This window comes from Pelagibacterium sp., assembly GCF_035555455.1.
Taxonomy (GTDB): domain Bacteria; phylum Pseudomonadota; class Alphaproteobacteria; order Rhizobiales; family Devosiaceae; genus Pelagibacterium.
The window spans coordinates 36,222-49,930 of sequence record NZ_DATMGM010000045.1 but is presented as its reverse complement, the minus strand read 5'-3'; the positions used below and the strand labels follow the sequence as shown (position 1 = coordinate 49,930).

Annotated in this window: 12 protein-coding genes; 6 read left to right on the top strand and 6 right to left on the bottom strand. The window is 62.0% G+C overall.

Features of this window, described 5'->3' with window-relative positions:
- Positions 1-9: 9 nt before the first annotated feature.
- Both VNS12_RS08875 and VNS12_RS08870 read left to right on the top strand, forming a co-directional pair.
- Entirely contained in the window at positions 10-810 is an 801-nt protein-coding gene (locus tag VNS12_RS08875) for a ParA family protein (RefSeq protein ID WP_325487464.1), read from the top strand.
- Between the two features lie 11 nt (positions 811-821).
- Positions 822-1,703 (top strand): ParB/RepB/Spo0J family partition protein, encoded by an 882-nt coding sequence (locus VNS12_RS08870; protein WP_325487463.1) that lies wholly within the window; start codon positions 822-824, stop codon positions 1,701-1,703.
- A 66-nt stretch (positions 1,704-1,769) separates the two neighbouring features.
- Here VNS12_RS08870 and holA read toward each other — a convergent pair whose 3' ends face one another.
- The 3 genes from holA to leuS are packed head-to-tail and all read right to left on the bottom strand — an operon-like array spanning position 1,770 to position 5,894.
- On the bottom strand, positions 1,770-2,792 hold the full coding sequence (gene holA / locus VNS12_RS08865; protein ID WP_325487462.1) for a DNA polymerase III subunit delta: 1,023 nt from the start codon (positions 2,790-2,792) through the stop codon (positions 1,770-1,772).
- Positions 2,789-3,286, bottom strand: coding sequence for a hypothetical protein (locus VNS12_RS08860; RefSeq protein ID WP_325487461.1), 498 nt, complete (start codon positions 3,284-3,286; stop codon positions 2,789-2,791). Before VNS12_RS08860 ends, holA begins: the two co-directional genes overlap by 4 nt.
- Positions 3,273-5,894 (bottom strand): leucine--tRNA ligase, encoded by a 2,622-nt coding sequence (gene leuS, locus VNS12_RS08855; protein WP_325487460.1) that lies wholly within the window; start codon positions 5,892-5,894, stop codon positions 3,273-3,275. Before leuS ends, VNS12_RS08860 begins: the two co-directional genes overlap by 14 nt.
- Before the next feature lie 91 nt (positions 5,895-5,985).
- Here leuS and VNS12_RS08850 point away from each other — a divergent pair, with 91 nt between their 5' ends.
- From VNS12_RS08850 to VNS12_RS08840, 3 genes are all read left to right on the top strand, one after another.
- Positions 5,986-6,660 carry a YggS family pyridoxal phosphate-dependent enzyme gene (locus VNS12_RS08850; protein WP_325487459.1) on the top strand — a complete coding sequence of 225 codons (675 nt, stop codon included), beginning with the start codon at positions 5,986-5,988 and terminating at the stop codon, positions 6,658-6,660.
- Positions 6,661-6,756: 96 nt separating this feature from the next.
- Complete coding sequence (locus VNS12_RS08845; protein ID WP_325487458.1) at positions 6,757-7,440, top strand: response regulator transcription factor; 684 nt, start codon at positions 6,757-6,759, stop codon at positions 7,438-7,440.
- Between the two features lie 152 nt (positions 7,441-7,592).
- On the top strand, positions 7,593-8,045 hold the full coding sequence (locus tag VNS12_RS08840; protein ID WP_325487457.1) for a Crp/Fnr family transcriptional regulator: 453 nt from the start codon (positions 7,593-7,595) through the stop codon (positions 8,043-8,045).
- A 12-nt stretch (positions 8,046-8,057) separates the two neighbouring features.
- Here VNS12_RS08840 and xth read toward each other — a convergent pair whose 3' ends face one another.
- The 3 genes from xth to VNS12_RS08825 all read right to left on the bottom strand — a co-directional run bounded on the left by xth (position 8,058) and on the right by VNS12_RS08825 (position 12,245).
- Entirely contained in the window at positions 8,058-8,858 is an 801-nt protein-coding gene (xth, locus tag VNS12_RS08835) for an exodeoxyribonuclease III (protein WP_325487456.1), read from the bottom strand.
- Positions 8,859-8,946: 88 nt separating this feature from the next.
- On the bottom strand, positions 8,947-9,576 hold the full coding sequence (locus VNS12_RS08830; RefSeq protein WP_325487455.1) for a LolA family protein: 630 nt from the start codon (positions 9,574-9,576) through the stop codon (positions 8,947-8,949).
- A 110-nt stretch (positions 9,577-9,686) separates the two neighbouring features.
- Complete coding sequence (locus VNS12_RS08825) at positions 9,687-12,245, bottom strand: FtsK/SpoIIIE family DNA translocase (RefSeq protein WP_325487454.1); 2,559 nt, start codon at positions 12,243-12,245, stop codon at positions 9,687-9,689.
- A gap of 237 nt (positions 12,246-12,482) precedes the next feature.
- Between VNS12_RS08825 and VNS12_RS08820 the strand changes: the two genes are divergently transcribed.
- Positions 12,483-13,706 carry an FAD-dependent monooxygenase gene (locus tag VNS12_RS08820; RefSeq protein ID WP_325487453.1) on the top strand — a complete coding sequence of 408 codons (1,224 nt, stop codon included), beginning with the start codon at positions 12,483-12,485 and terminating at the stop codon, positions 13,704-13,706.
- The last annotated feature ends 3 nt before the right edge of the window (positions 13,707-13,709 follow it).

Here is a 13,709-nt window from a genome sequence, read left to right as displayed (position 1 = left end):
GGAGGCAAGATGCATCCGCGTATTCTCACTCTCGCCAATCAAAAGGGGGGCGTCGGCAAGACGACGACGGCCATCAACCTCGCCACGGCGCTGGCCGCGATTGGTGAACGGGTCCTGATCATCGATCTCGATCCACAAGGCAACGCCTCGACCGGGCTCGGCATCGATCGTAACCAGCGCGAGCGTTCGTCCTATGATCTGCTGCTCAACGAAGCCAGCGTCAGTGAAGCAGCCGTTTTGACCAGTGTGCCCAATGTCGCCGTGGTGCCCTCGACCATGGACCTGTTGGGGGTGGAGCTGACCATCGCCGCCGAGCGCGATCGTGCGTTCCGGCTCAAGGAAGCCCTCAAATCCCTGCACGATCTCACCATTGATGGCAAACCGATCACCTATGTGCTGATCGATTGCCCGCCCTCGCTCAACCTGCTCACCATCAACGCGCTGACCGCCGCCGATGCGGTTCTGGTGCCGCTGCAATGCGAGTTCTTTGCGCTTGAAGGGCTCAGCCAGTTGCTGCAAACCATCGAGCAGATCCGCACCACCCTCAATCCGCGCCTCTCAATCCAGGGCGTGGTCATGACCATGTTCGACAAGCGCAACAATCTGAGCGAACAGGTGCTCAACGACGTGCGCAGCCATATGGGCACGCTGGTGTATGATACCGTTATTCCCCGCAATGTGCGGCTATCGGAAGCGCCGTCCTATGGCAAGCCGGCGCTGCTTTACGATCTCAAATGCGCCGGCAGCCAGGCGTATCTGCGGCTGGCCACCGAGGTGATCAAGCGCGAACGCCAGTTGCGGGCGGCCTGATGGAGAACCCCATGAACGACAAACCCACGCGTCTTGGTCGCGGCCTCGCCGCCCTCATCGGAGATATGCCCCCGCTTGAAGCCCCGCGCCAGGCGGATTCGGCGACGGGTACGCGGCGGCTCCCGGTCGAATTCATCATCGCCAGCCGGGCCAACCCGCGCAAGGATTTCGATGCGGATTTGCTTGATGATCTGACCAACTCGATTCGCGAAAAAGGGGTGATGCAGCCGCTGCTGGTCCGCCCCAGCGATCAGGGACCCGATATCTACGAAATCATCGCCGGCGAACGCCGCTGGCGCGCCGCGCAGCGCGCGGGTCTGCACGAAGTGCCGGTGATCATCCGGGAAGTCGACGACCGCGAAGCGCTGGAACTGGCGATCATCGAAAACGTCCAGCGCGCCGATCTCAATCCGCTCGAAGAAGCGCAAGGCTACGGCCAGCTGATCGAGCAGTTCGAATATACCCAGAACGATCTGGCGCAGGTGATCGGTAAATCGCGCTCGCATGTCGCCAACACCTTGCGGCTGTTGCGGTTGCCGGGTGAAGTGCAGGCCATGCTCGAACGCGGTGAATTGACCGCGGGGCACGCGCGCACATTGATCACTTCGGAAGAGCCGCTGGCCCTGGCGCGTCGCATTGTCGATGCGGGCCTTTCAGTGCGCGAAGCGGAAGCCCTGCATCAGCAGGACGCCGAAGTTCGTCGGCCATCGGCGGGCGGAGAGCGTAAGCCCAGCACCAAAGATGCCGATACGCTGGCGCTGGAAAAGCAGCTTTCCGATGCTCTTGGGTTGTCAGTGACGCTGGAGCATCGCGATCGTGGCGGACGCCTCGAAATCCGCTATCGCACCCTGGAACAGCTCGACGCGGTGTGCAGCCGATTGCTGACCCGCTGATGGCGATGTTGCACATGAAACATGCGCCGCTGATCTGCTAGATCAGCGGCGACGTTTTCGCTGCGATCAGCGCCGCGCCGCGGCCATGCATACGGCGAGCATGGCCTGACGGCCAATCGCCATCGCCAGCGGCCCGGTCTTGCGACTGTCGGCGATCCCCGTCGCCAGCCGATTACAAGCCGATGCCAGCGCGCTGTCGGTCCACAGCCGCAATTGCTGCTCTACGCTTGCTTTGCGGGAAAAGTGAATGCGCGGTGTTGCCCGGGCGACGACCTGATCGAGCCCGGCCCCTGCATCGATCTGCGCCCGCATGGCGCGCAGCCTGGAAAAATGCTGCATGGTGACGATTAATAGCCGCTGCGGATCGGTTCCGGCGCTGAGCGCCCTTGTCATCGCGTCATCGAACCGTCTGGCGTGACCGGTGGCAATGGAATCGACCACGGCATCAATGGCCAGGGCGGCGTTGTCACCACAGAGGCGCGTCACATCTTCGCGGCTGAGCTTTCCGCCTTCTCCGGCGAACAGCACCAGCTTTTCCAATTCCCGCCGGGTGATCTGGCGGTCATTGCCCAGCATGTCGCGCAGCATGGGTACGAGATCGGTTTCAAGCGAAATGCGCGCTTGGGCAAAGGTCTCGCGAATCAGTGAGTCGATGGTCTGGCCGCTATCGGCGTAGCAAGGGACGGCCCGGGCATCGCGGCGCGCTTCGGCCTGTTTGCGCAAAGCGTCAGACGGTTTGAGGTCGCCACCCTCGACGATGATGATGGAGTCGGCACCGGTCTCGAACAGTTCGACCAATCCTGCAGCCAGCTTGTTGCTCGCTCCGCGCACGCGAATTGTGGTATTGCCCCCAAACAGCGACGGACTGCGCGCCAGGATGCCCAGCCGCTGGGGATCGGCGTCGATCTCGCTCATATGCAGCTGGATCAGACTTTCCGGATCGGGCGGATCGCCGGCATAGTGGCGCGTCAGCCGCGCTGCGGTTTCGTTGACAAGCCCGGCATCGGGGCCATAGACAACAACGAATCCGCTCCGCAAATCCGGGCTGGTGATAAATCTCTCAATGTCACGGCCCTTAAGGGCCGTCATCGGGCCGGGAGGGCGGCAATAAGTGCGAGCCGCACGGCGTCTGCGGCCGCTCTTGCCGCCTGGTCTTCCGCCTTGCGCAAGGCGGCGTCATCGGCGACGGATTGATCCGTGGTCTGGTACAAGGCGGTCGCCGATCGCGAGCCGCTGGCCACAACCGTGTTGTTCTCCGTGACCTCAAAGACAATGGTGACATCGATCTGGCGATCGGTCACCGGGCTTGCGACGCGAGACAAACCGATCTGCGATGATCGGGCCGAAACTCTTGCCCACACAACCGGGCTGGTTGCGTCGCCCGAGCGGAACCGCGCGCCAAGCGTCTGGTAAACAATCTGTTCGAGCCGGGATTGTGGCTCGGCATAATTAAGGGCAATGGGGGCAATTGTGCTACCTGTGCTGCTGCCATGTACCGGCGCCAGCGTACACCCGGCGAGCATCAGCGATGCTGCCAGGGCAAGTCCGGGCATGGTGCGCCGCACGGCGCTAGCCGACCACATTGACGATCCTGTTGGGCACGACGATCACCTTTCGGGGGGCTTTGCCGTCCAGAATTCGCGCTACCGCTTCCAGTGACAAGGCTGCAGTTTCCACCTGGTCGGAGGGCGCGTCCTTTGGCATCTCGATTTCCCCACGTCGCTTGCCGTTGACCTGCACGGCCAGCACCACAACGTCCTCGGCAAGATACGCGGGATCTGCTTCCGGCCACGGCGTGTCGCAGGCCATGGTCGTGTGCCCGAGCTGCTTCCAGCAGGTTTCCGCCAGATGCGGCATCATCGGTGCGATGAACTGGATCAGCCGCTCGATGGCAGAGCGCAAGGCATTGATGCTGTCGAGGGACGGGGCGGCAGCCACCACCGGGATGAATTTCTGGATGGCGTTGGCCAACTCGTAAATCTGTGCCACGGCCCGGTTGAACCGCAGACCGGCAAGATCGGCGTCGATATGCGCCGTGATCCGGTGGGCGGCGCGCAACATGTCAACCGTGCGCGAATCGTCCGTTTCGAGCATGACCGGGTCGGATGCAAGCACCGACGTGGCTTCGCCGACCAGCTTATAGATGCGCTGCACGAAGCGCCAGGCGCCTTCGATGCCGGATTCGGTCCATTGCACATCACGCTCGGGGGGGGAATCCGAGAGCATGAACCAGCGCGCGGTATCGGCCCCGTAAGTGGCGATCATGTCATCGGGATCGACGACGTTGCGCTTGGATTTGCTCATCTTTTCGACGGAGCCAATCTCGATCGGGTCGCCCGAGCCCAGGGCGCGCGCCACCCTGTGGCCGTCGATTGTGTCGAATTCGATATCGGTGGGCGCCACCCAGTCGCCGCTGGCATCGCGATAGGTTTCGTGGGTCACCATGCCCTGGGTGAACAGGCCCTTGAACGGCTCATCGACATGCATGTGTCCGGTACGGCTCATGGCGCGGGCAAAAAAGCGCGAATAGAGCAGATGCAGGATCGCGTGCTCGACGCCGCCAATATACTGATCGACGGGCAGCCAGCGGTCGGCCACCTCGGGAATGGTGGGCGTTTCGGCGCGGGGCGCGGTAAAGCGCACGAAATACCAGGACGAATCGACAAAGGTGTCCATGGTATCGGTTTCACGCCGGGCCGCCGATCCGCACGTGGGGCAGGGAACGTGCTTGAATCCCTGGTGGCGGTCGAGCGGGTTGCCGGGCGTGTCGAATTCGACATCTTCAGGCAGGCGCACCGGCAATTGGTCGCGGGGCACCGGGACGATGCCACAGGTGTCGCAATGGATCACCGGGATCGGGCAACCCCAATAGCGCTGGCGGGAAATACCCCAGTCGCGCAGGCGGTAATTGACCTGACGGCTCGCCTGCGGATGGCCATCGACTATGCGCTGTTCCAAATATGCGGCCATAGCCTCCTTGGCCGCGTCGATCTCCATGCCGTCGAGGAAGCCGGAATTGAAGGCCATGCCGGCGCCGGTATAGGCCTCGGCGTCGATCGCAAACACCTTTGGATCGGCATCGGCCGGCAGCACGACCGGGATGACCGGCAGATCGTATTTGCGGGCGAAATCGAGGTCGCGTTGGTCATGGGCGGGGCACCCGAAAATGGCGCCGGTGCCGTAGTCCATCAAGACGAAATTGGCGACATAGACCGGAAGCGTCGCGCCCTCGATCAGCGGATGGCGCACCTTGAGCGCAGTGCGATATCCGCGCTTTTCAGCGGTTTCGATCGCTTCGGCAGAGGTGCCCATCCGATGACATTCAGCGATGAACTCAGCGAGTTCCGCATCGCCGCGTGCCAGTTCAGCCGCCAGAGGATGATCTGGCGACAACGCCACGAACGAAGCGCCAAACAAGGTGTCTGGGCGTGTGGTGAAAATCTCGATGGTTTTTTCAGGCGCACCCTCTCCGGCAATCTCGAACAGGATGCGCAGCCCATCCGAACGCCCGATCCAGTTGCGCTGCATCAGCCGCACCTTGTCGGGCCAGTTGTCGAGCCTGTCGATGGCGTCGAGCAGGTCCTCGGCGAAATCGGAAATCTTGAAGAACCACTGGGTGAGCTCGCGCTGTTCGACCAAGGCGCCGGAGCGCCAGCCGCGCCCGTCGATCACCTGTTCGTTGGCCAGCACGGTGTGGTCCACGGGGTCCCAATTGACCTTGGATGTCTTGCGCGTGACGAGGCCAGCATCGAGCATGTCGAGGAACAGATTTTGCTGCTGGTGATAGTATTCTTCATCGCAGGTCGCGAACTCGCGGCTCCAATCGAGGGAAAATCCCATAGATTGCAGCTGTTTGCGCATTGCGGCGATGTTTTCGTACGTCCATTCGCGCGGATGCACCTTGTTGGCCATGGCGGCGTTTTCGGCCGGCATGCCAAAAGCGTCCCAGCCCATCGGGTGCAGTACATTGCGCCCCTTGGCCCGCTGAAACCGGGCGACCACATCTCCCATGGTGTAGTTACGCACGTGCCCCATATGAATCCGCCCGGAAGGGTAAGGGAACATTTCAAGAACATAATAGGGAGGGCGCGAGTCGTCGTTGGACGTCTCGAAGGTCTTCTTCTCGGCCCAGACCTTTTGCCAGAAGGGTTCTTGTTCACGCGGATTGTAGCGCTCGGGAGCGTTTGCCATAGAAGTACCGGTTGGCGTCCTATACTTGAGAAGAGATGAGAAATTGGGTAGGCGACCATCACCAGAAAAGTGCCGGAAGGTCAACAGTGCCATGAGTTCCAACGCCCCGGAAACCGCTGCCCAACGCCTTGATGCCATCAAGCAGCGCATCGCGCGCGCCGCCGCGCGTGTCGATGGCGCCACGGAGGCTCAATTGATTGCCGTCTCCAAGACCTTTGGGCCGGAGGCGATTGAACCGCTAATCGCTGCCGGTCAGCGCCATTTCGGCGAGAACCGCGTCCAGGAAGCGCAGGCGAAATGGCCCGCGCTCAAGGCGGCGCACCCCGATCTCGTCTTGCATCTGATCGGCCCGCTGCAAACCAACAAGGCCGCCGATGCCGTGGCGCTGTTCGACGTGATCGAAAGCGTCGATCGCGACCGGTTGGCACGCATTCTGGGGACAGAAATGGAAAAGCAGAACCGCCGACTGCCCTGTTTCGTGCAGGTCAATATTGGCGGCGAGGAGCAGAAGGCCGGGATTGCCGTGGATGAGGCTGTCGCTTTTGTCGCGCGGTGCAAGGATCAATATGGCCTCGATATCGTTGGTCTGATGTGTATTCCTCCGCTGGAGGCGGCACCGGGGCCGTATTTTGCGCAACTGGCCGAATTGGCGCGCGACGCGGGACTGGCCGAGTTGTCCATGGGGATGAGTGCTGATTTCGAAACGGCGGTATTGATGGGGGCGACACAGGTTCGGGTGGGGTCAGCGCTGTTCGGAACGCGATAACGCGCATGTGATTGGCGCGGTGCAGGCCGGACCCTAAATTGAGCCAGAGCTTTGTTCCGCAAGCGACTATGTCCGGGACCTATCGGGAGTTTGAACATGAACAAGCGCCGTTTGCTGATCGTCGATGACGACGCCGATCTCAGGGCTGCCCTCGTCGGCCAGTTCGAACCCTATCGTGAATTCGATATCGCTGAGGCCGATACCGCCGGCGCGGCGCTGAAAAAGGTCAAGGACGGGCATTTCGATATGCTGCTGCTCGATGTCGGCCTGCCCGACATGGACGGGCGCGAGGCACTCAAACAGATGCGCGCCGATGGGTTTCGGGCGCCGGTCATCATGCTCACCGGCCAGGATAGCGAAGCCGACGAGATAAGCGGCCTTGAGAGCGGGGCCAATGACTATGTGACCAAGCCGTTCCGCTTTTCGGTGTTGTTGGCGCGGATTCGCTCTGCATTGCGGCAGCACGACCAGAGTGAGGACGTGGTGTTCACCATCGGCCCATACAGTTTCCATCCCGCCGCCAAGCTCATGGATGCCGGGGAAGGCAGCAAGATCCGGCTCACCGACAAGGAAACCTCGATCCTCAAATTCCTCTACCGGCAGGGACCGCGGACGGTATCGCGCGACGTGCTGCTGTCGGAAGTCTGGGGCTATAACAACCGGGTCACCACGCATACGCTTGAAACCCATATCTATCGCCTGCGTCAGAAGATCGAGCGCGACCCGTCCAACGCACGGCTGCTGGTGACCGAGGAAGGCGGCTATCGTCTGGTCCCCTAACTTCGGTCGCTGAGCGAAGAGGCTCTCCCGTCTTTTTGTTGCGCTTCCTTGGAGAACACGTGGTATTCCCTTGTTCTCAAACCGCGCCAAGTCTTTGCGTGAGCGTCAATTTATGGCATTCATGGGGCCTCAAGGCTTGCTTGGGGGCAGGTATGGACGAAGCGGCGGCCATGGCCGCGTTCCGCACGCTGGATATGTTTGCGGGTTTTTCGGACGAGCAGTTGCGGCTCCTTGCCTTTGTGAGCGAGGACGTCTCCCTGCGCGCTGGCGATGAGCTGTATGCAGCCGGAGATACTGCGGACGGCGCGTATGTGCTGGTGTCGGGAACGCTCGAAGCTGGCCCCCAGGCTGACCAGACCGGAAACCGGTTCCGGATCGAGCCGGTCTCGCTGATCGGAGAATTGGGGCTGATGCTCACCCGGCCCCGCTCAACCACGGTCTGCGCAATCCGCGGTAGCGAGTTGCTGCATGTACCGCGCGAGCCATTCCTCAAACTGCTGCGCACCGATCCGGCGCTCGCCGAGGACGTAGCCGCAACCCTGCGCGCCGAACTGGCGCGTTATCTCGATACCATCGTGCAGCTGGATGGCCGCTTTTCCGGGTAGGGGCGGAAACCCTCAGCCGAATTCGACAATGACCGGCACGTGATCGGAGGGTTTGTCTGACCAGCCTCTTGCAGGACGCAGGATGTGGGCAGCGCTGGCCCGGGCGGCGATGTCCCTTGTGCCCCAGATGTGATCGAGACGGCGGCCCCGGTCGGAGGCATCCCAGTCCTTGGCACGATAACTCCACCAGGAATAGATCTTTTCCTCGATCGGGATGTGTTGACGCACCAGATCGACCCAGTTGCGGCGCGACAGCAGCCGATCAAGCGCCTCGGTCTCGATCGGCGTGTGGGACACCACCTTGCGCAATTGCTTGTGGCTCCAGACGTCGTTTTCATGGGGGGCGATGTTGAAATCACCGCAGATCAGCTGCCGGTCGTCGAATATGAGTTCGTCGAACCAGTCCTGCATCTCCGCAAGGAAATCGAGCTTGTGGCGGAATTTCGGATTGATGTCCGGATCGGGGACATCGCCCCCGGCTGGCACATAGAAATTATGCACGGTTACCGGCCCGCTGCCCAGATCGACCCGGGCCGACACATGCCGGCAATCGGGGATATCGCAGAACCCGCGGGCGTTGATCTCGTCGAGGGGGAATTTCGAGACGATGGCAACACCGTGATAGCCCTTTTGCCCGTGCACCGCCTGATGGGGATAACCCGCCTCGGCCAGCGCCCGGGCGGGGAACTGGTCGTTCATGCACTTGATTTCCTGCAGGCACAGGACATCAGGCGAATACTGGGCGAGAAAATCGACAACGATCGGCAGGCGCAGACGCACCGAATTGATGTTCCAGGTGGCAAGAGAGGACATGGACGACTCGAAATGGACCGAAAGAAGGACGGGCCGTCTTTATGGCCGTCCGGTCCGGCGCGGTAAAGCCCGGACCGGGGCAGGGGGGTCAGTTGGGCGCGTTCACCGAGCGATAGGTGGGATCGATGCGGAAATAATGGTCCGGGATGTCGATGTTTTTTTGCGTTTCGTAGATCGAAAACGTGGTTTCGACACCCGAAGGCTCGATCAGGCTCCATTGCACAAGATCGAGGCTTTCACGCTCGAAGATCAGCGAGACCTGCACCGTGCCGATGGGGCTGTCATCGGTGATCATTACCGAGACATGGCTTTCGCTCATCACCACATCGGAGAGGTTCGAATTGATCAAGCTCACCTGATCGCCCAGAAACTGGCGCAGCGGTACGTGTTCCTGAGCATAGGCGTATTGCGTCTGGGCCTGGCGGTCGATGACGTAAAACCCCGAGCCTTGCGAGATGATCTCTTCGCGGCTTGGCGGGGCGTAGCGGAACCGCACCATATTGGGGCGCTTGAGCCAGAAAGTGCCCTCGACACGTCCGCCCTGGCTGTCGATCTGCATGAAGCGTCCGGCCATGGAACGGATTTCGGTATTGTGCCGGGAAATCTCCTGCAACACGAACTCCTCGTCCGGGGTCAGCGTCCGGGACTGGGCAAGGCCCGGCCCGGCCAGAACAAGCCCGAACAGCAGGGCGGTAATCATGGCGGTCAAGCGAATCATCGCGGCACTCCAAAGCGATGGAAGCGAAATTGCCCCTTGCCGGATTGGGTAAGACCCAATTGCGGCAAGAGCGCGAACGGCGCGGCTTGCGATCGTGTGCGTCGTGAAGGCTAATATCCGTCCGCGTTGTCGCCAATCAGCACTTCGCGCTTGCCGGCGTGATTGGCGGGCGAAATGATGCCTTCCTGCTCCATGCGCTCGATCAGCGTCGCCGCCCGGTTGTATCCGACCGAGAGCCGGCGCTGGATATAGGAGGTCGAAGCCTTCTTGTCGGCAAGCACGATATTGACCGCCCTGTCGTAGAGGTCATCGCCGGATCCGCCGAAACCGCCATCGCTGTCAAAACTTCCCTGACCGTCCTCGTCCTCGGCGGTGATCGATTCGAGATATTCGGGCGTGCCCTGGCTCTTGAGGTGGGTGACGATATCTTCGACTTCGTTATCGGCGACAAACGCGCCGTGCAACCGTTTGATGCGTCCGCCACCGGCCATATAGAGCATGTCACCATTGCCCAGCAGCTGCTCGGCACCCTGCTCGCCCAGGATGGTGCGGCTGTCGATCTTGGAGGTCACCTGGAAGGACACGCGGGTGGGGAAGTTGGCCTTGATCGTGCCGGTGATGACGTCAACCGAGGGGCGCTGGGTGGCCATGATGATGTGGATGCCGGCGGCGCGTGCCATCTGCGCCAGGCGCTGGATGGTGCCTTCGATATCCTTGCCCGCGACCATCATCAGATCAGCCATCTCATCGACAATGACGACGATATAGGGGAGCGGTTCGAGGTCGAACTCTTCGGATTCAAAGATCGCTTCGCCGGTCTCGCGATCAAAACCGGTCTGCACGGTGCGGGTGATGGTCTCGCCCTTGGCGGCGGCCTCCGAAACGCGGGCGTTGAACCCATCGACGTTGCGCACGCCGATCTTGCTCATCTTCTTGTAGCGGTCCTCCATCTCGCGGACCGCCCATTTGAGCGCGACCACCGCCTTGGCGGGATCGGTCACCACGGGAGTGAGCAAATGGGGGATGCCATCATAGACCGAGAGCTCAAGCATTTTGGGGTCGATCATGATCAGGCGGCACTGTTCGGGGCTCATCTTGTAGAGCAGCGACAGGATCATGGTGTTGATGCCCACCGACTTACCCGAGCCGGTGGTGCCGGCAATCAGAAGGTGCGGCATACGGGCCAGGTCGACGATGATGGGCTCGCCGCCAATGGTCTTGCCAAGGCAGATCGGCAGCTTGGCCTTGGCCTTGTCATAATCGGCAGAGGCCAGAAGCTCGCGCAGGAATACGGTCTCGCGGGTCTTGTTGGGCAGTTCGATGCCGATGGCGTTGCGGCCGGGAACCACCGCGACGCGGGCGGAAATTGCGCTCATCGAACGGGCAATATCGTCGGCGAGCGAGATGACCCGGCTCGACTTTATACCGGGGGCAGGTTCGAGTTCGTAAAGGGTGACGACCGGGCCGGGGCGCACGTTGATGATGTCGCCCTTGACGCCAAAATCTTCCAACACGCCTTCGAGCAATTTGGCGTTGCTCTCCAGCGCTTCCGGGCGGTGTTCGGCGGGCAATTGATTGGCGCACGGCGCGGCCAGCAACTCAAGCGGGGGCAGTTCGAACCCGTCCTGAGAGAAAAACGAGGTCTGGGCTTCCCGGGCTTGCCGCGCGGAGGGTGCGGGCCGGGGCGCCGGAGCGGCGACGCGGGCGCGCCCGACGGGGGTCTCTCCGGTGATCAGGCGCGCAATATCATCAGCGTCATTGCGCTGACGCGGCGCGATATCCAGATCGTCCTCATCGTAGAAATCTTCTCGCTCCTGGTCGTCCTCTTCACGATACAGCGGCGGCTCGCTGCGGTGGACGGCGATCGCGCGGTCGAGTTGTGGTTCGAAATCGCCGCCCTGCCAGTGGCGGGCGGGAAGGGTTTGGTCCTTTGCATTGCCACGGAACAGACGTTTGAATGTGGCCCGTGCGCCATAAAAGGAGTGCGCGACAAAGCCCATGCCAATGGCGAAAATGCCAGCCGAATCGATATCGCTCTCAGCTTCCGGCTCCGGTGCGCGCTGGCGCTTTTTGGACTTGGAAGGGGCGGGCCTGTCCATCTCGAAGGGCGGACGGGTCCGGGCCGAGAGCAATATGAGGCCAAGGGCCGGAGCGCCCAGCACCAGACCGAAGGCAATCGCGCCCCATCCCTGTGGAGCCTGCCCGAGGACAAAACCATACAGCGCGCTGAAGCCCGAGCCAACAAACCCGCCCAGCCCGAGCGGCAGCGGCCAGGTTTCGGGCGTCGGGATACAGGCGAACATTCCGGTGGCCAGCAGCGTTCCGCTGAGCCAGCCGCCGAACCGCAAGCCCAGATAGGAGGGCACGATGCGGCGAATCATCGACCAGGACCAGAACAGCGGCGGCAACAAAAGCAGCGGCGCACCGAGGCCTAGAAGCTGGAACCCCATGTCGGCAAAGGCAGACCCGGCAAACCCGAGCCAGTTTTCGACCGGTTTGTCGGTGGCGTAGGAAAACGAGGGATCATCCACCGACCAGGACGCAAGGGCGACAAGACCCAGCAAACACGCCAGCGCAACCAGAACACCAACCAGTCGCACAGGAATGGCGATGGCCAGAACGGGCGCGGAGCGGTGGTCATCGAGATTCGAAGCAGGGTGAAGAGTCATCGAAACAGCCGGTCGGTTACGCAGAACTTTCGAGCAACCTAGCCGGGCATGGTTAACCTTGGATTAGCAAACGCGCGCATTGTGTCGCGTGGTTCGCCGTGGACCCGACAGTCAGGTGCGCAATGGCGCATTCTGTTGGTGTCGGGGCACTTGGCTATGCGGCAATCGTGCCCTTGTCACTGGTCCTGCGGCGGCGCATGGTGCTGCGGATGCACCCCCCTTCAAGGAGCACTAGGCATGGCGGAAAACAACGCAGTCGGACCTTTCGATGTGTTGATCGTTGGCGGTGGGCCGGTGGGGATGACCCTGGCCATCGCGCTGGCGAAATTCCTGCCAGGCATCAAGCTGGGCCTGCTTGACCGGCGGGCGCTGACCGTGCCCAAGGATTTGCGCGCCTCGGCGATCTCGGCCGGGGTGCGGCACCTGTTCGAAGCCATCGATGTATGGCCCGGCATGGCCAAGGAGGCCAATCCGGTCGCCCGGATGCAGATCACCGATTCAGGGACCGGCGATATCGCGCGGCCCGTCCTGCTCGATTTCGGCGGCCCCGAGGCTCCGGGCCAGCCCATTGCGCATATGGTGCCCAACACCGCCAGCGCCGCCGCGCTGATTGCCGCTGCGAAGGACCGGATTGAAATCCTTGACCCGGGAACGGTAGCGCAGTTTTCGACCGGTCCGGCAGAGGCGCAGGTGGTTCTGGAAGACGGGCGGCAGATTGCGGCGCGACTGGTCATTGCCGCCGATGGCGGGCAGTCGACGCTTCGGGGGCTGGCGGGGATCAGGACGTTTACTCGCGATTATCGCCAGGCCGGTCTCGTCACTACCATCCGCCATTTCCAACCTCACAATGATATTGCCTACGAACATTTCCTGCCTGGCGGACCGTTTGCCTCCCTGCCGCTGCGGGGCAATTATTCCTCGCTGGTCTGGGCCGAACGCGCGGACACGGCCAAAGCCTTGCTCGCTATGAGCTCCGAAGGGCTGGCTGGCCGGATCGAAGCGGCGATGGGCTCGGTTCTGGGCGCTGTCGAGATTGTCGAAACCGTGCAAAGTTTTCCGCTCCGCCTGGTGCTGGCGCACAAGTTTGTCGCGCCGCGCCTGGCGCTAGTGGGCGATGCGGCCCATGTCATTCACCCGTTGGCCGGGCAGGGCCTCAATCTGGGCCTGCGCGATGTTGCCGTGCTCGCCGAAGTGCTGGTCGAAGCGGTGCGGTTGGGTGAGGATTTCGGCGGATTGGGGGTTCTGGAGCGCTATGAGACGCGGCGGCGTGGCGATACCGCGCTGATGGCGCTGGCCACCGATGGGCTCAACCGGTTGTTTTCCAATGATCTGCGGCCCCTGCGGGCGATGCGTGATCTTGGCCTTTCCGTGGTCGATCGCCTCGATCCGCTCAAGCAAGCTTTCGTCACCCATTCGGCTGGCACGACCGGCGCCAAGCTTCTCAAAGGCCTTGCTCCATAAATG